The 18,128-nt window shown below is 62.1% G+C and carries 14 protein-coding genes; 7 read left to right on the top strand and 7 right to left on the bottom strand.

Going from position 1 to position 18,128, the window contains the following annotated elements; all coding sequences use genetic code 11:
* Positions 1-28: 28 nt before the first annotated feature.
* The 3 genes from cydB to RQ865_RS05865 all read right to left on the bottom strand — a co-directional run bounded on the left by cydB (position 29) and on the right by RQ865_RS05865 (position 3,493).
* Positions 29-1,126: a cytochrome d ubiquinol oxidase subunit II gene (cydB, locus tag RQ865_RS05875; protein WP_311478186.1), complete on the bottom strand. Its 1,098-nt coding sequence runs from the start codon at positions 1,124-1,126 to the stop codon at positions 29-31.
* A complete protein-coding gene (locus RQ865_RS05870; protein ID WP_311478185.1) occupies positions 1,126-2,547 on the bottom strand; it encodes a cytochrome ubiquinol oxidase subunit I in 1,422 nt (473 codons plus the stop codon). Before RQ865_RS05870 ends, cydB begins: the two co-directional genes overlap by 1 nt.
* Positions 2,548-2,857: 310 nt before the next feature.
* Complete coding sequence (locus tag RQ865_RS05865; protein ID WP_311478184.1) at positions 2,858-3,493, bottom strand: DedA family protein; 636 nt, start codon at positions 3,491-3,493, stop codon at positions 2,858-2,860.
* Positions 3,494-3,542: 49 nt separating this feature from the next.
* On the opposite strand from RQ865_RS05865, the gene RQ865_RS05860 reads away from it, so the two are divergent.
* The 4 genes from RQ865_RS05860 to RQ865_RS05845 all read left to right on the top strand — a co-directional run bounded on the left by RQ865_RS05860 (position 3,543) and on the right by RQ865_RS05845 (position 9,458).
* Positions 3,543-4,247 carry an SOS response-associated peptidase gene (locus RQ865_RS05860; RefSeq protein WP_311478183.1) on the top strand — a complete coding sequence of 235 codons (705 nt, stop codon included), beginning with the start codon at positions 3,543-3,545 and terminating at the stop codon, positions 4,245-4,247.
* 61 nt (positions 4,248-4,308) lie between these two features.
* Positions 4,309-5,520 (top strand): phosphatase domain-containing protein, encoded by a 1,212-nt coding sequence (locus RQ865_RS05855; RefSeq protein WP_311478182.1) that lies wholly within the window; start codon positions 4,309-4,311, stop codon positions 5,518-5,520.
* A 145-nt stretch (positions 5,521-5,665) separates the two neighbouring features.
* Positions 5,666-5,980: a DUF6504 family protein gene (locus RQ865_RS05850; RefSeq protein WP_311478181.1), complete on the top strand. Its 315-nt coding sequence runs from the start codon at positions 5,666-5,668 to the stop codon at positions 5,978-5,980.
* Positions 5,949-9,458: a DNA polymerase III subunit alpha gene (locus RQ865_RS05845; RefSeq protein ID WP_311478180.1), complete on the top strand. Its 3,510-nt coding sequence runs from the start codon at positions 5,949-5,951 to the stop codon at positions 9,456-9,458. Before RQ865_RS05850 ends, RQ865_RS05845 begins: the two co-directional genes overlap by 32 nt.
* Here the strand turns inward: RQ865_RS05845 and RQ865_RS05840 are convergent.
* Positions 9,403-10,140, bottom strand: a complete 738-nt coding sequence (locus RQ865_RS05840) for a triacylglycerol lipase (RefSeq protein ID WP_201612643.1) — start codon at positions 10,138-10,140, stop codon at positions 9,403-9,405. The genes RQ865_RS05845 and RQ865_RS05840 overlap by 56 nt on opposite strands.
* 22 nt (positions 10,141-10,162) lie before the next feature.
* On the bottom strand, positions 10,163-10,660 hold the full coding sequence (locus RQ865_RS05835; RefSeq protein ID WP_201517720.1) for a carbonic anhydrase: 498 nt from the start codon (positions 10,658-10,660) through the stop codon (positions 10,163-10,165).
* A 100-nt stretch (positions 10,661-10,760) separates the two neighbouring features.
* Between RQ865_RS05835 and RQ865_RS05830 the strand changes: the two genes are divergently transcribed.
* On the top strand, positions 10,761-12,638 hold the full coding sequence (locus RQ865_RS05830) for a heavy metal translocating P-type ATPase (protein ID WP_311478179.1): 1,878 nt from the start codon (positions 10,761-10,763) through the stop codon (positions 12,636-12,638).
* On the opposite strand, the gene RQ865_RS05825 is transcribed toward RQ865_RS05830, so the two are convergent.
* Both RQ865_RS05825 and RQ865_RS05820 read right to left on the bottom strand, forming a co-directional pair.
* Positions 12,610-13,314, bottom strand: coding sequence for a response regulator transcription factor (locus RQ865_RS05825; protein ID WP_311478178.1), 705 nt, complete (start codon positions 13,312-13,314; stop codon positions 12,610-12,612). The genes RQ865_RS05830 and RQ865_RS05825 overlap by 29 nt on opposite strands.
* Before the next feature lie 63 nt (positions 13,315-13,377).
* The gene (locus RQ865_RS05820) at positions 13,378-14,622 is read right to left on the bottom strand and encodes a sensor histidine kinase (RefSeq protein WP_201612646.1); all 1,245 of its coding nucleotides are present in this window, start codon (positions 14,620-14,622) and stop codon (positions 13,378-13,380) included.
* Positions 14,623-14,856: 234 nt separating this feature from the next.
* Here RQ865_RS05820 and RQ865_RS05815 point away from each other — a divergent pair, with 234 nt between their 5' ends.
* Both RQ865_RS05815 and RQ865_RS05810 read left to right on the top strand, forming a co-directional pair.
* Positions 14,857-15,612 carry an ABC transporter ATP-binding protein gene (locus RQ865_RS05815; RefSeq protein ID WP_311478177.1) on the top strand — a complete coding sequence of 252 codons (756 nt, stop codon included), beginning with the start codon at positions 14,857-14,859 and terminating at the stop codon, positions 15,610-15,612.
* A complete protein-coding gene (locus RQ865_RS05810; protein WP_311478176.1) occupies positions 15,609-18,065 on the top strand; it encodes an FtsX-like permease family protein in 2,457 nt (818 codons plus the stop codon). Before RQ865_RS05815 ends, RQ865_RS05810 begins: the two co-directional genes overlap by 4 nt.
* Positions 18,066-18,128 lie beyond the last annotated feature (63 nt).

Raw genomic sequence — 18,128 nt, 5'->3', positions numbered from 1 at the left:
ACACGCGGGCGGTTTGCACTGTGGCAGATTAGGCCGTAGCCGGTTCGTGTTCGACCTCGACAGCGTCCACCTTGCGTTCGAAATCGACGCGGCGCAGACGCTTGCTGAACACCCAGAACGACCAGGCCTGGTAGGCCAATACGAAGGGCATGATGACCAAGAACGCCCAGCTCATGATGCCGAGTGTCTTGTCGCTTGCCGCACCGTTGTAGATGGTCATGTCGAGGCCACCCTCGGTCAGGTTCTTCATGAGCAGGTGCTCACCACCGTGCGAGAAGAACAGGGTCGAGTACAGGGCGGCGACGGCGCCGATCACGGTCACAACCGCGAGCCCGAAAGCCCAGCCGTCCATCCCCTTCAGGTTGACAAGCCACGAGCCGACAAAAGCCACCACTGCCAGCAGGGCAAAGATGAGCGTCGGCACGCTGTAGTAGGCAACTACCGTCCAGCCCAGGAAGGCGATAGCCAGCACGGCAACCGCAAGGCCCACGTAGGTGGCGGCCTGCCTGGCACGGTCGCGCAGTTCGCCGTCGGTCTTGCGGGTGATGAACACCAGACCGTGGTAGAAGAACAGCGCCAGCGTGGTCAAACCACCCAGCAGTGCGTAGGGGTTGAGCAGGTCGAAGAACGTGCCCGTGTAGTTGAAGTTGAACAGCAGTTCGCCGGTGGTGTCGATACCGCCCGCAGTCATCTGCTCCATGGGCATGCCGCGAACGATATTGGCGAAGGCGGCACCCCACAGCAGGGCCGGGATCGCCGAGCCCCAGAAAATCATCCAGTCGAACCAGCGCGTCCACTGTTCGCCCTTGCCCTGGTGTCGGTATTCAAACGAGACACCGCGGACGATCAGCGCGAGCAGGATGACAAATAGGGCGAGGTAGGCGCCGGCGAAGATCGTGCCGTACCACTCGGGGTAGGCAGCGAACAGGCAGGCACCGGCGACGATGACCCAGGTTTCGTTGAGGTCCCAGATGGGGCCGATGGTGTTAATCAGGATGCGCCGGTCGGTGTCATCTTTACCGATGAACGGCAGCGCGATTCCCACACCGAAGTCGAATCCGTCGAGAACGAAGTATCCGATGAAGAGGAAACCGACAATCCAGAACCAGAGGATATTCAGATCCATTAGTAGACGCTCGCTTTCACCTTGACGTTTTCAACCGACTCAACGGTGCCGTCTGTGTGTTTTTCCACCTGCATGGGGTCAGACTTGGCGGCCTTGAGCAGCAGCTTCACTTCGACCACGGCGAGGATGCCGTACACGAGCGTGAAGCCGATCAGTGACAGCAGCACGGTGAGGCCGGTCACATTGGGCGAGACACCGTCTTCGGTTTTCATGAGACCGAACACGATCCACGGCTGGCGACCCATCTCGGTGAAAATCCAACCGATGATGATGCCCCACAGTGGCATGGTGGCGTTCGCAATCGCGACGTTCCACATCCACGGCTTGGTTTCGTAGCCCTTGCGGGTCACGATCAGGCCGATGAGGGCGACGAACATGGCCAGGAAGCCGAAGAACATCATCCAGCGGAACGACCAGTAGGTAATCCACACGGTCGGGTAGTAGGCACCGGGGCCGAACATTTCGACGTACTGAGCCTGCAGGTCGTTAATACCTTCAACCGTGCCCGAGAAGGTGTTGGTGGCGAGGAAGCCGGCCAGGTACGGGATGCGCAGCGACCAGACTTCTTCGGAACCGTCGGGGGTACCGATTGAGAAGAGCGAGAAGGATGCGTCAGCACCGGTTTTGCTGTCCCAGATCGCTTCGGCGGCGGCCATCTTCATGGGCTGGGTTTCGGTCATTGCGACACCGAGGCCGTGACCCGAGAGCATGATGCCAAGGCCCGAGATGAGCACGGCCCATAGACCGAACTTGAGTGCGGGGCGGAAGGTCTCAATGTGCTGCCCGCGCTTGAGGTGCCAGGCGGCGGTGGCCACGATGATGGTGGCTGCCAGCATGACCGAGGCGGTCAGCGTGTGCGGCAGCTGCCAGAGCGCAACCGGGTTGAGCAACACGGCGCCGAAGTCGACGAGCTCGGCGCGACCGTTGGCCGGGTTGAACTCGTAACCGACGGGGTTTTGCATGAAGGCGTTGGCCGCGAGGATGAAGTAGGCCGAGATCCAGGTGCCGGCAACGGTCAGCCAGATGGTTGCGAGGTGCACGCGCGGCTTCAGCCGGTCCCAACCGAAGATCCACAGCCCGATGAAGGTGGCCTCCATAAAGAAGGCGAGCAGCCCCTCAAAGGCGAGCGGTGCGCCGAAGATGTCACCCACGAAGCGCGAGTAGTTTGACCAGTTCATCCCGAACTGGAACTCCTGCACGATACCGGTGACGATACCCATCGCGAAGTTGATGAGGAACATCTTGCCGAAGAAGCGGGTCAGCTGCAGATACACAACCTTCCCGGTGCGGGTCCACGCCGTCTGCCAGATCGCAACCGCGAGCACCATACCCAGCGTGATCGGCACAAACAGGAAGTGGTAGATAGTGGTGAGCCCGAATTGCCATCGAGACAATACAAGCGGGTCGAGTAGTGATTCCACAGAGACCTCCAGACTGCAAGTCGTACTGCCGCAGTGTTTTTCGCGCAAGTGGGTTACTCACAGCGAACTACAACAAATATTAGCCCAAATTCACAGCTTGCAAAGACAACCACTTGGCAATGAGGTTCATTTATCTGACCTGGGATTTATCGCAAAACAAGACACCAATCATCTCGATATCAAGATGAATCTGCACAAAAAATTTGGCACTTCACTCGATGTCAAGTGAAATGCCAAAAATTCACTAAGTAGAAATGCTGCGGTCAAAGTTGGCCCGGCGCCGGCCGGAGTTACTGTACGGCCAGGCTGATCACACCTCAGATTCCACCGCGCGCTGCAATTTCCGTCGCACCAGCCAAGAGACCAGCACGAACAGCAAAATGACCCCGGCAAACACCACACCGGCCCAATTGAGCTGGCTGCCGATCGTCTTATAGCTTGCCGCCGCAATCGATCCGACCGACACATACACCAGCGCCCACAGCACGCAGGCCGGAATCGTGGCCATCATGAAGCGTCGGTACGGCATCCCCGCCATCCCTGCCATAGCCGGCACCACCGAGTGCAGCACCGGCAAAAAACGCGAGACAAAAACCGCGAGCGCACCGCGACGCTGCAGATAGCGTTCGGCCAGCTCCCAATTGCGTTCACCAATCAGCCGCCCGGCTCGCGAGTTGCGCAGCGGCCCGCCGATCCAGCGGCCGAGCGCAAACCCGAGTGACTCACCCAAGAGTGCCCCGCAGATCGCGACCGCCACCAGCGCACCCCAGCTCCCCCATCCAGTCACCCCGGTTGCAGCCAGCAACAGCACGCTATCGCCGGGAACGAGCAGCCCCACAAACAGGCTCGTCTCGAGCAAAATCGCCAGCCCGGCGATCGCAATGAGCCACCCCTGATCGATGGCCTGCACCGAGGTGATCAGCCAGTCAATGAGGTCGTTGAGCATCCAACCAGTTTCACACAGTTCGCTGCGAGCAGCTGCGTAGGCTGGCAATATGTGCGGTCGATTTGTAGTGGCACGAGCCAGCGCCGAGCTCGCAGCCGAACTGGATGCCGATATTGTCACCGAGCATCCGGCACCGGTCTCATACAACATTGCACCCACCACCCAGATCCCGGTGGCGATCGACACAATGGCTGACGATGGCACGCGCCACCGGCGATTGGAATCGGCAAAGTGGGGGCTCGTGCCCAGCTGGGCGAAGGACGAAACGGTCGCCGTGCGAGCTTTCAATGCCCGCAGCGAATCGGCAGCGGCAAAACCCACTTTCCGCGACTCGGTGCGCAAGCGCCGCGCAGCAATCCCGGCCGACGGCTACTACGAGTGGCGCACCGCCGCGGACGGCAGCAAACAGCCGCACTATATTCATCCCGCCGACGGGTCGCTGCTGCTATTTGCCGGGCTCTATGCCTGGTGGCAACGCCCCGACAATTCCTGGCTGCTGAGCGCCACAATTCTCACCCGCCAGTCACCAGCGGGCCCGCTCGCTGAACTACACGATCGCATCCCGGTGTTCCTCAATCACGATGACCTCACCCAGTGGCTCAACCCCGCGCATCCCGGTGACAGTGAACTCGTCGCAGAATTCGCCCACCGCGCACAAACGCGCGCCGCACAGCTGCAAATCGACCGCGTAGACCGCCGGGTGGGCAATGTCCGCGAAAATGATGCCCGGCTCATCGCCCCTATCTCCCAGTGATAGATCGCCGGTTTGACCGGCACGAAACCCACCGTTATTTACTGCATGCGAGGATGTTTGGGTGTTTTTTAAACCCCGCCGCTCAATCTCGCTGCGTGAACGATTGGCAGACCTGCCAGTGAGTCGCCTGCTGGTGAACAACGCCTTCAAAATCGAGGATGCAATTAAACGTGCCCGGATGGGCCACGCTCGTCGACGCGGACACGTTGCAGCAGTAGAGGCCTATCTCGGCTACGGCTCAACCGATTGGGTGCGAGTGCTTGGCCGCGCGCAAATGGTGCCGGTCGCTGTGCGACGGGCTGGGCGCCGACGGTTCCCCTCACTGCGCTTCGGTAAGCGACGCAAAGAAAAGTCGGTGCGCGGCTGGCGGAGTTTTGTGCGGGTTGCCGTGCCCTATGGCGAGGTTCGCATCCGCGTCAACGGTGTGGAACATCTGGTGGAGGCCGATCGCGGCGGCATTATTGACTGCAAACTGCCCGCCCAGCTTGCACCAGGCTGGCAAGAGGTTGAACTCATCAGCGCCGATGACGAGGTGACCACCGCACAGGTGTTCATCATTTCTCCGCAGCAGCGATACGGGCTGATCTCGGATGTGGATGACACGGTAATGGTCACGTCGCTGCCGCGACCGCTGCTGGCGGCCTGGAATACTTTTGTACTCGATGAGCACGCCCGCGCTGCGGTGCCGGGGATGAATGTGCTCTACCAGCGACTGATTGAAACTTTTGGCGGCGACTCGACCCCGATTATGTATCTGTCGACCGGGTCATGGAATGTGGCGCCGACGCTCTCGCGCTTTTTTGCGCGGAACCTCTACCCCTTCGGACCGCTACTACTCACCGATTGGGGCCCCACCACCAAGCGACTTTTTCGCTCGGGCACCGAACACAAGCGCACCAGTTTGCGCCGGTTGGCCGAGGAGTTCCCCCATATTCAATGGCTGCTGATTGGTGATGATGGGCAGCACGATGAGGCGATCTATGGCGAGTTTGCCACTCAGTATCCTGAATCGGTGCTCGCAGTGGCGATTCGACAGCTGTCAAACACCGAATCGGTGCTCGCCGGTAGCACTGCTTCATCTTCGGCGCGTTGGCGGTCACGGCTGCCGATACCGTGGATCACCGGCCCGAACGGGGCCGATCTCACCTGGCAGCTCGCCCAGGCTGGACTGATCGACGACGACCAGGATGCGGCCGATCTGGCGGCACTCTCACGGACGCTCGGCGACCGACGGATCGCGCGCCCCAAATCACCCGAGGTAACCGGCGAATAATCGTCGCGCACATAAGCCCCCCCTGACGGGGCCGTTTTGCGCGCCCGCTGCGCGAGCATCGATTTCGCTCTAGCACCACCGCGAACAATGTCGTAGGCTCACCCTACGATTTTTTCGAACATATTTTCGAAAGATGGGGTGGGTCATGATCATCGAAGAACCGGTCAGCGTCGAGCTCTCACCGCGGGGAGCCCCGGTGCGGTTTATTTGGCGCGGGGTGAGCTACGGGGTGGTGACCGCGCCCGAACTGTGGTTTGACCGCGAGCGCTGGTGGCTCGAGGTGCGGCGCGCACCGCGCGGCCGGATGCGGTCGCTCGATCGCGAAATGTGGCGGGTGGATGCGGTGCCGATTGGTAGCGAGCTGCAGCTTGACGGCACTTTTGACCTGGCGCATACCGCTGATGGTTGGCGGCTGATGCAGGCATGGGATGACGAGCTCGAGCGCCGGTTGTTTGCCTGAAATGTCTGCGTTCACCCATCTTCATGTGGCGTCCGCGTTCTCGGCCCAATACGGCACCGCCGCACCCGAGCAATTTGTGCGGGCTGCCGCCGAAGCGGGAGCCGGGGCTGCCGCCATCACCGACCGTGACGGTCTTTACGGGGCCGTGCGCCATATTCGCGCCTGTATCGAAGCGAACCTGGCGCCAATCGTGGGCGTTGACCTTCGGCTCAGCGCAGCCAAAGACGATGCGTCGGTGTCGCGGCGTAATAGCGTTCGAGCCACCGTGCTTGCACACGGACAGTTCGCGGGGCAGAGCTGGGCGGGGCTGTGCCGACTCATTTCAGCCGCGCACACTCCCCCGCGTGGCGCAGCCATCACCGCTCGACGCAATTGGCTACCGCAGCTGCCGGTGGGGAGGTTTGCCCCGTTTTTGCGCGACAGTGCCGGGGCACCGCTTGGCACCGTGCTACTCGGCCCCGATTCTGATGTTGGGGTCGCGCTCGCTGCCGGCGACACCGACACCGCGGTCGAACGGCTCAAAAACTGGCAGCGGCAGTTGCCGGGCGGCGTGGCCGTTGAAATCGTGTGTCACCTCACCCAGCCGGGCACACTAGCCTCGCTCGCGCACGCGGTCACCATGCTCGAGTTCGCGCACCGTCACCGGGTTCCGGCCGTGCTCACCAACCAGGTGCGCTATCTCGTACCCGACGACGCGCTCACCGGTGATGTGCTCGACTCGGCTGTTGAGCTTCAACCGCTCGGGGCATTTGTGCCACAACCCAACGCCCAGGCCTGGTTCAAACCACCCGCTCGAATGCGGGCGCTTGCCGAGCTGATCGTGGCCCGCACCGAACTGCGCACCGCAGCAGCCGACCGGTTGCTCGCCACCACCGAACAGCTCGCCGAACGCTGCCAGCTTGATCCCGAAACCGATCTGCGCTGGCAGCAACCCAAAGTGCCCGAACCCGAGGTACTCGGCATCCGCGGCGACCCGGCACTGGTGCTCGAACAGCGCACCCGGGCCGCTATCACCGAGCGGTTTCCCGATGCGAGCAGCCACGAACGGCGCCTGATTGAGCACCGCCTGGGCGAAGAACTGGCCACTATCCGCCAGTTCGGTTTTGACACCTATTTTCTCGCCGTTGCCGATGTCACCGATGCCATCCACGAAATGGGCGTGCGCAACCAGGCGCGAGGTTCGGGGGCATCGAGCCTGGTCAACTATTTGCTGCGCATCTCGAATGTCAATCCGCTCGAGCACCGGCTGCTTTTTGAACGCTTCCTGGGGCGCCGCCGCTCAACTCTGCCCGATATTGATATCGACGTTGAATCGGCCCGCCGCCACGATGTGTATCGCATGATTTTTCAGCGCTACGGCCGCGAGCGCACCGCACTGCTTTCGATGCACTCCACCTATCGTGCGCGCGGCGCGGCTCGCGACGCCGGGCTTGCGCTCGGGATCGCACCCGAGCGCATCGACGCGATTGCCAAATCGCTATGGCGTTTCGATGCGGGCGCTTTCCGGCAGGCGCTCCAAGAAAAACCCGAACTGGCGAACCTCGCGATCCAGGCACAGCAAGACCGCGATATCGACCTGCTGATCGACCTGGCCGCGCGACTTGACCGTCTCCCCCGGCATCTGTCGATGCATCCGTGCGGGGTGCTGATTGGCAACGATTCACTACTGTCTACCACCCCGGTGCAGCCCAGTGGTGCCGAGTTTTCGGCCACCGCCACCTTCCCGATGAGCCAGTTCGATAAGGACGATATTGACGATATGGGGCTGCTCAAGCTCGATGTGCTGGGGGTGCGGATGCAGTCGGCAATCGCGTACGCGCTCGATGAGGTTGAGCGCATCCACGGTGCGCAGGCCGCGGTGCGCGGCGGTTTACCGCCCGATACGCGCTATGTGACCACCGGCGGGCGGCTGCTGATCGATGAAATTCCAAAAGATGACGAGGCCACGTTCGAGCAAATCCGCTCAACCCACACGCTCGGCATGTTTCAAATTGAGTCTCCCGGTCAGCGAGAGCTCATCGGCAAGATGCAGCCCGATCGATATGACGATCTCATCGCCGATATTTCGCTATTTCGTCCCGGCCCCATGAAGGGCAATATGGTGGGCCCGTTTCTCGATGTGAAGCACGGGTTTGCGCAGCCCGAATGGCTGCACCCCAATTTTCGGCCGTTTCTTGCCGAAACCTACGGGGTGGTGGTCTATCACGAGCAGGTGCTGCATATTTTGCACGAGTGCATGGGAATTGATCTTGCCGAGGCCGATGAGCTGCGCCGGCTGATGGAAAAGCGTGGGGTATCGATTGAGCAGCGCTTTCGCCGTGAGACGGCGGCGAATCGTGATGTTCACGGGCGTCAAAAATTCACTGATCGACAAATTGACCGCATCTGGGAGGTGTTGCAGGGGTTCGGTTCGTTCGGGTTTTGTAAGGCGCATGCCGCCGCGTTTGCGCTGCCCACCTGGCAATCAGCGTGGCTCAAGACCCACTACCCCGCCGAGTTTTTTGCGGGGCTGCTCACTCACGATCCCGGGATGTATCCCAAGCGGCTCATCCTCGCGGATGCGCGCCGGATGGGTGTTCCGATTTTGCCGCTCGATGTGTCTCGCTCTACCGATCGGGTGGTGGTGGAGCGGGTATACGACACCCCGCCCGGGGCCGCGACCCGTTCGGGGGATCTAGGTCTGCGGCTATCGCTCAGTGATGTTCGCGGTATCACCCGGGCCGAGCTGGCGCGCATTCTCACCGAGCAGCCGTTCACTTCGCTCGGAGATTTTTTTGAACGGGCCCGCCCCTCGCGGTCGCTTGCCGAAAATTTGGCGGTGGTGGGTGCGCTCGATTCGCTCGAACCGTCACGACCAACGCGGGGCGAGCTCATCACCGAGATTCGCGCGCGCCGCCGGCGACCACAGCGCAAGCGGCGCCCCGATGAGCTCGAGCTGCCGCTGCAATTCGCGGCCGAGCAACCACCGGTTGTGGCCAGTGCTGGCGCGCTCGAGATGAGCAAGCGGGAGCGAGTTCGCGCCGAACTCGAGGTTTTGGCGCTTGATCTCAGCGAGCATGTGATCGATGGCTATCGCCCGCTACTTGACGAGCTCGGGGTTACTGCAGCGAGCGAGCTCGGGCAGCTGCGCGGCGGCACCGAAGTCACCGTTGCCGGGGTGCGGGTTGCCACTCAAACACCGCCGATGCGCACCGGCAAGCGGGTGGTGTTTATCAGCGTCGATGACGGTAGCGGATGCGCCGACACCACGTTTTTTGAGGATGCCCAGCGGCGCTCTGGCGAGGTGCTGTTCGGAACGCCGCTGCTGCTGATTCGCGGTCGGGTTCGACGCACTGGCGAACGCGGTGTTTCGATTAACGCCGAGCAGGCCCTCGATCTCAAACAGCTCTGGGAGTCGTGGACGGCACTGCGCGCGAATGCCGCTAGCGACCCGACGACCCGGGGGCGTTCGTGTCTGCAGACCGATCCGGCCGCATGAGCCGGCGCGCCTCGCGGACCACCAGCTGCTGCACTCGAGGCATCGCCAGCAGCCGATTGTGGCCAATCACGCTCACCGCAATATTGCGCGCCCCGGGCAGCGGGCCGCGCTTCCCCACGATCTCGTCAATCAGCGGTGAAATCGTCACGATCCGCGAATTCGCTTCTGACCGCCCCGCCAATTCAAGCGTCGACGGGGTACCAGGACGCAGCATCACCACATTCCGCAGCGAACGAAACTCGCCCCGCACCATCTTCGCCGCCACCGCGCCCTGGAACGGCGCCGATAGCGTGATCGCACCCGCCACCAGCTCACATTCGGGATCGCGCAGCAACACGCGCTTGGCCACAAGCCCACCCTTTGAATGGGTCACGAGCACTACCGGACGCTCCCGCCCACTCGCACGCAGCGCGCGCGTCACCTCAGTGGCAAGATCCGACACATCCGCGGTCATTCGACCCAGCTGCGGCAACACCTCCACCCTAAAACCGGCGTGCGCCAGCACATCACCCAGCTGCCGCATAAACCGCCAATTTGTTGCCAGCCCAGGAATCAGCAGCACGGTGTCATCACCGGTGCGCCAATGTTTTGGCACCGTCAGCGGCAACAGTGACCGCAGCTGCCACAGCGCCCACAACGCGGAATCGACCACCACGCCGCGCGCAATGCGAACATGCGACACCAGCGAATCGCGCCGGGCGCGGTCACTCCGCAGGAAGAACCTCACGCAGCTGCCCCGTCTCAACATCCGCCACGAACCCGCGCACCGAATCCTTGTGCAGGATGAACGGCGACTGCAAAATCCGGCGGATCGACTCGCGCACCGACACATCAACATCACGGAACGACTCGGCTTTCCAGTGCGCTCGTGCACCGGTGCTCGCCATCAATTGTTCATCGAATTCGTCTTCGGTGAAGGTCGACAAACCACAATTGGTGTGGTGGATGAGCATGATCTCGCGGGTGCCGAGCATCCGCTGCGAAATCGTGAGCGAACGAATCATGTCATCAGTAATCACGCCACCGGCATTACGAATAATGTGCGCCTCACCCAGATCCAACCCGAGCATGGGGAAAATCTGCAGCCGCGAGTCCATACACGCCACCACCGCCACACGCTTCTGCGGCTCCAGCGGTTTCGGGCCCGGATAGGTGCGGGCGTAGTCAAGGTTGTGTGCGACAAAATCATCAATGACGGTCATAACTCCAGCGTACGCCGCACCCCGACCGCAACCATTCACACCGGGTTAGGTTTGCCTTTCCTCGCTGGAAACTTGGCAATATACCCGAAATAATTGGCATATGCAAAAGATGGGGAATTTTTTTAAGCGGTACCCAATCGTCGCGGCAACGATCGTGGCGTTCGTTGTGGTGCTGTCCTGTCAGTTTGCAGGCGCAGCACAGGCCGCCAAATGGATCGCCACCGGCTATGTCGCGATCATCATCCTGATCACCGCGATCGATATGGTGCGCGATATTTTGCGTGGCCACTTCGGGCTCGACATCCTGGCACTCGTCGCGATGATCGCCTCCATCTCGGTGGGCGAATATCTCGCGGCGATGATCATCGTGCTCATGCTCTCGGGTGGTGAAGCCCTCGAAGACTACGCCGCACAGCGAGCCCAAAAAGACCTCAACGCGCTGCTTGATCGGGCACCGCACACGGCGCACCGGCTGCGCAGCGATGCATCCGACGCGGCCGTTGACGATATCGATATCAACGAGGTCGCGGCCGGCGATCTGCTGCTCATCAAGCCCGCCGAAGTGGTGCCGGTCGACTGCGAACTGCTCAGCGACGAGGCCGAATTCGACGAATCTTCACTCACCGGCGAAAGCCTGCCCGTAACCCGCACTCGTGGCGACGCGGTGTACTCGGGATCGGTCAACGGCGAGCGAGTCATTCGCGTGCGCGCCACAGCAGACGCCGCATCATCGCAATACCAGCAGATCATCGCGCTGGTAAAAGCGGCCGACGAATCCAAAGCCCCCACAGCGCGGGTGGCCGACCGCTTCGCGGTGCCGTTCACCCTCGTCTCGCTGGCAATTGCTGGGTTTGCCTGGTGGCTATCGGGCGACCCGGTGCGATTTGCCGAAGTGCTCGTGCTGGCAACACCGTGTCCGCTGCTGATCGCCGCACCGGTTGCCTTCATGGGCGGCATGAGCGCCAGCGCCCGCAATGGTGTGATTGTGAAAGGTGGCGCCACAATCGAGGCGCTCTCACGCGCCAAATCAGCCGCGTTTGACAAGACCGGCACGCTTTCGCACGGTGAGCCCGAACTGGTCGAAGTAATTCCCGTACCCGGTTTCAAAGCTGATGAGCTGCTGCAGCTGGCCGCATCGGCCGAACAGTATTCATCGCATGTGCTCGCCACCGGCGTGATCGATGCCGCAACCCAGCGCGGTCTCACCCTCACCACCAGTGACGACGCCCATGAAATCGCCACCAACGGCGTCACCGCGGTAATCGATGGCCGCACCGTCGTGGTCGGCAAGCTCAGTTTTGTGCAAGAGTCGGCACCCGAAGCGCGTTCGCATCCCCTCACCGCGGGACAAACCTCGGTGGCTGTTGCGGTTGACGGCAAATTTGCCGGCACGCTGCTTCTTGCCGACGCACTGCGCGATAACGCCGCGCAGACGGTCGCTGAACTGCGCGACCTCGGTATCACCGAAATTGCCATGCTCACCGGCGACAACCCCGATACCGCCCACGCGCTCGCCAGCCAGGCCGGCATCACCTCGGTGCATGCGGCGCTGCTGCCCAACGACAAGGTCAAGCTGGTGACAGAAATGCCCAATAAGCCCGTGATCATGGTCGGTGACGGGGTGAACGACGCACCGGTACTCGCTGCCGCAGATGTGGGTATCGCCATGGGAGCCCGCGGCTCAACCGCAGCCAGTGAATCGGCAGATGCGGTGATCATGACCGACGATATCGGTCGCGTTTCGCAGGCAGTGCGCACCAGCAAACACACCTACCGGGTAGCACTCGAAGCCATCTGGATCGGCATCCTGCTATCGCTCGGGCTGATGACCATCGCGGCGTTCGGGTACATCCCCGCCGTGTGGGGTGCGCTCACACAAGAGCTCGTCGACCTGGCAGCCATCCTGTACGCCCTGCGCGCGCTCACCGGCGCCAAACCAAGCAAACCGCTTAAGAACGCCCCGCAGCCGGTGAAATAAATCCGGTTTCGTAGGCCCAAATCACCACGTGGATGCGGTCGGGCACGTCGAGTTTGTCGAGGATGCGGCCAACATGAGCCTTCACCGTCACCTCGGCCAAAAACAGGCTGGCAGCAATCGACGCGTTCGACTCGCCCTCCACGAGCAGCTCGAGCACTTCGCGCTCGCGGGCGGTGAGCTGGGCCAGCTGCGCGTCACGCTGCGCCACCAGCGCTTCGGGAACGCTGGTGTCGGCGTCGGCGTGCGCTCGCGCTACGAGTGCACGGGTGATCTGCGGCTCCATGATGGCGCTGCCGCCGGCCACGGTGCGGATGGCGTGCAGCAGCTGCTCGCCCGGCGCATCCTTCAATAAAAATCCCGAAGCGCCCGCCTCAAGCATCCGCAGCGCAAAATCTTCTGAATCGTAGGTAGTGAGCGCCAGCACCCGAATTTCATCCGCCTCCCCGGCATGAACCAGCAGCTTTTCGGTGGCTTCAATGCCGTCCATATTTGGCATCCGCACGTCCATTAACACCACATCCGGGCGCAGTCGCAGTGCCGATTCCACAGCATCCAGACCGTCAACCGCGTGGCCCACCACCTCAATATCGGGCGCCGACCCAGCGATTAACGCCAAGCCCTCCCGAACCAGCGCCTGATCGTCGGCAATAAGGACCCGTATCGTTGCGTCACTCATGACGGTGTCTTTCTCTCGTGGGTTTCGGATGCACATGCTGTCTGGCTGCTGATGCCGGTTTGGTTACGTGGCGGCTTCCGGTAGCGGCCACTCGGCGCGCACGGTAAAAAGCTTGCCCACCACTGCCGATTCGAAAGTACCGCCAAAGAGTTCGACCCGCTCACGCATCCCCTGTAATCCCCGACCGGATGGCGCCGCACCATTGAGTAATGAGCTGCCGGAGAGTAGGGAGCTGCCGGTGAGCTCGTTATCGCAGTGAAAAATCAGCTGCTCGTCGCGCCAATCGCAACGCAGCAGTGTGGCAGCTCCCTGCGCGTGTTTGAGCACATTGGTGAGCGATTCTTGCGCCACGCGATAAATCGCGAGCCCCAGCCCCGCTGGCACCGCGCGCGGTTCGCCGATAACCTCCAGCGAAATGGGTTGCCCGGCGAGCCTGGCCCGTTCGACCAGCTCGGCAATATCGGCCGGGCCGTGTGCCGGGGTCTGCTGCTGCGGCTCATCGACTGCCCGCAGCAGCCGCTTCACATCGGTGAGCGCATCCCGGCCGGTGGCGGCAACCTTGTCGAACAGTTCGGCGCTGAGTTCGGCATTGCCGCGCGCCGCGAACCGCCCACCCTCAGCAAGCGTCACGATCGAGGCGAGCGAGTGCGCGATGATGTCATGCATTTCGCGTGAAATCCGGGCGCGCTCATCGGCCACCGCAAGTTCAGTCAGTCGCATCGCATCCTGCTCAAGCATCCGCTGCCGCTCGCGTTCACGAGCTGCCACCTCGAGCCGGCCGCGCCTGGCGAGCCCCAGCCCAAACGCTGCGAGATACGCGACCAGCACCAGCCCCATAACCGGCAGCATTTCCCACAGTCCGGCCCGGGTTTCCTGGCCCGGCTGGCCCGGCAAAGCACCCCCGAACCACACGATGTGCCAAATCATCCAGAGCGCAAATGGCGCCGATGTGAAGCCCAAAAACCGCAGCTTGTGCGGAGCAAAAGCAGCCACCGAATAAACCCCGGCAAGCGCCACCAGGTCGCTGACGATGTCAAAGTATTGCCCCGCCGATTGCGACGCCCCGGCCACGACCGCGGCCAGATACGCGAACATCACCGGATGCGTCCGCCGGATCGTCAGCAGTAGTGGCACCAGCATCTCGAAGCACAGCAGCGCCAGCTTGTTTTCATAAGCCGGCGAGAACGAGGAGGCACCGCTCAGCAAAAACAGGATGCCGGCACACAGCGCTGCAATACCGGCGATAATCGCATCGGCTCGCAACACACTCATCGGCTGCGGTTCAACCGCAATAAACCCGTCTTTCATGCCCCTCCTCACAGTAACCCTACGGCCCGAGCTGCTCGGGCGCTGCTACCGATAGCACTTGCCCACCCCATACCTGGGTATGGGATTCACCGGGTCGTGAAGGATGCCCCCGCGTGGCAACACTATGCCCGGGCAGGATGCGACCGCACCCCGCAGCGCAATTCAATGAACGTGACCAAAAAATCGCGGCGCTCAACCCTCGCGATCCAAGTCTCGGAAAAGAAAGCGGGCATCATGAACGAGTCTCCTGCAGCTGCCTATCCGCAACCGGCCGCGGTGCAATGCCGCGGCCTCACCAAAGTTTTTGGCAATCCCCCGAACACCGTGACTGCAGTAAACCGGGTATCGGCCAGTTTCAATATTGGCGAGTTCACCGCCATCATGGGTCCCTCCGGGTCGGGTAAGTCGACGCTCATGCACCTGCTCGCCGGCCTCGACTCGCCAACAGACGGCGAGGTGTGGGTTGCCGGTCAATCGATCAACCAGTTGGGCGACCGCGAACTCACCAAGCTTCGTCGCGATCAGCTGGGTTTTGTTTTTCAATCGTTCAACCTGGTCCCCACCCTCACTGCCCGCGAAAATATTGTGCTGCCGCTGCAATTGGCGAACCGCAAGGTTGATCCAACAGAGCTGCAGGCCCTCACCACAAGCCTCGGCATTGCTGATCGCCTCGACCACCTGCCGCACGAGCTGTCGGGCGGTCAACAGCAGCGGGTGGCTGTTGCTCGCGCGCTCATCACCCGGCCCGCCGTGGTTTTTGCCGACGAACCAACCGGTGCGCTCGATCTGCGCACCGGCCGTGAACTACTCGCATCGCTGCGCGACGCCGCGGCCACCCGCAACCAAACCATCATCATGGTGACGCACGATCCCGCAGCTGCCGCCTACGCGCACCGCGTGCTCGTGCTCGTTGATGGTGCGGTCGCCCATGAACTGCGTCGCCCCTCGTACGAGCAGATTGTGGCAACGATGGCAGGTGTTGGTGCATGAGCTCGTCATTTTTTCTTGCCACACGACAGGTTCGTCGCGCGCCCGGCCGAGTATTGGCGGTTTTTGTTGCCGCACTGTTGGCGGCGATGGCCGTCATGGCCACGGGCACTTTTGTCGACACGATGATGCAGGCCACCCGGCTCAACATCGCGGCGCCGCTGTCAAAAGCAGACATCGTCGTCGAAACTCACACGGATGAGGTTGGCAGCGCCGAAATTGCCACGGTGCCGGGTGTGGAGTCGGCCGAGTCGATGATGCAGTCGATGGCCCAGTTCACGATCGACGGCGACGAACAAATGTTCCCGCTCGCATCCGCCTATAGCGACCCGCAATTGCAGTGGTTTTCGCTCAGCGAGGGGCATCTGCCAGAGTCAGCAACCGAGTTCGCACTCTCGGCCGAGACCGCTTCGCAGCTGCACCTGCAGCTTGGTGATTCGTTGCAGATGCGAAGCTGGGATGACACCGTCACCGAACTCGAGCTGGTTGGGTTATTGCAGCTGCCAGATGGCACCGAGCCGCAACCGCAGGTGTTTGTGCATCCAGCGTCGTACGAGACCAATGAGTTCGCATTTGCGGTAAAAACCGCTCCGGGTGCGGCAACCGACGATGTGGTAGCCGCAATCAACGCCGAATTTGCTGATGCAACGGCGTCGGACGCCAGCAACTATGTCAATGAGCTCGTCGATCAGGTGACCGGTAGCACCAACGTGCTCGCCACAATATTTGCCACCTTTGCCGCCATTGCCGTTATTGCCGCCGCAATGGTGATCCGCAACACTTTCCAGGTGCTACTCGCGCAGCGACTGCGTGAAATCGGGCTACTGCGACTGGTGGGAGCTAGTGGCAAGCAGGTGCAGCGCACCGTGCTGTTCGAAGCGCTACTCACCGGTGCGGCCGGGGCTCTGGTTGGTATTGCGGCCGGTATCGGCGTCGGTTATTTGGTGGCGACGCTAGTGGGGATGAGCGGTGCCGGTCTGTCGGTTCCGGCAACCTGGGCTATCGCCGCGTTCACGGCCACCACCGTGATGACGCTGGTTGCGGCGTGGGCGCCGGCGGTGAGCGTGCGGAAGCTGCCGCCGATTGCGGCGCTCAGCGCGTCAGCAACCACCGAGCGCGGCTCCGTACGGAGCAATCGTGCCGGTTGGATTGTCGGCACGATACTCACCGGCATCGGTGCTGCGGGGCTCACCGCGGCGGCGCTGCTGCACGATCTGCTCATTGCGCTCGCAGCCGGAGTGGTCGCGGCAATCGGACTCATTATTTTGGTGCCGCTGCTGGTGCGCGTGATCTCACCGCTGGTCGCGCGCATCCTGGCGCCGATGGGCACGACAGCCAAGCTCGCGGGTGACAACCTCGTGCGCACCGCGCGTCGATCGGGCACAGTCGTACTCTCGATCGCACTGGGCGGCAGCCTGGTTATTGCCATGCTGACCGCCATCAGCTCGGGCGCTCAAACCTCGATTGCAGAGCTCGACAGCAAGTATCCGGTGGATGCAGTGGTTACGACCGTCGATGGTTCACCACTCAGCGAGGCGCAAATCGAACGGGTGCGGGGCCTGCAGCACGCCACCGGTGTTACGCCGGTGTCGGGAGTGCGGCTGGATGCAGAGCAAAACTCGCAATCGCAGGTCGACTATCTGGTGGCGCTGCCAGACTCGATGGCCGACCGCACTGTCGAGCATCTCAATGACGATGTCATGCTGCTGTCACCGAGCCGGTTTGAAGACACGCTCGATCTGCGCGAAGGCGAAAGCGTAGAAGTGGTCCGTCCCGATGGCAGTGCGCTCACGCTGCGGGTCTACCCCGACCCGATCGCTGAGGGCGCATCGGTGCAAACCGATAGCGGGGCGAGTACCGCGGTGGTTTCGAGCAGTGCGCTGAACCGGTTTGATCAGGCTGCGAAGCCAGTGCAGCTGTGGCTTGATATGGAGGGCAATAATGCCACCCGGTTGGCCGAAGAACTGCATGAGCTCGTCAAAACCGACCCCTCGCTCACTTTTGGCGGCACGGTACAGACGCGTGCGCTCTACGAACAGGTGACCACGTTTATGACGGCGTTTGTGCTGGCGATGATGGCGCTCACCGTTGTGATCTCGGCGGTTGGTTTGGCGAGTGTGATTGCGCTTTCGGTTACCGAACGCAGCCGCGAAATCGCGCTCCTGCGCGCCCTGGGTGTGCAGCGTCGCGGCGTGCACGGCATGGTGTTCATTGAGTCGATCGCGCTGGCACTCATCGGCACGGTGATTTCGATTGTGATCGGTCTTCCGCTGGGTGTCGCGGCGTTCTGCTCCCTGCTTGCCAGCGATTCAGTGGCGCCCATTATCGCCATTCCGTGGGCCGGAGTCGCGATCCTGGTGCTTGCTGCGCTGCTGATTGGCATGATCGCGGCGATTGGCCCAGCACGGCGAGCTGCTCACACGGCGCCAGCTCAGGCACTTGCCCGAATCGACTAGTCGGGGGCAGGCTCTTCCCAAACCGCGTTTGCGGGGTGCCAGCAAGTTTCAACTTGCTGGCAC

Origin of the sequence: uncultured Gulosibacter sp. (assembly GCF_963509965.1) — a bacterium.
Taxonomy (GTDB): Bacteria; Actinomycetota; Actinomycetes; order Actinomycetales; family Microbacteriaceae; genus Gulosibacter.
Note: the sequence above shows the minus strand (reverse complement) of the source record. Positions and strands in the feature narration are given on the sequence as shown.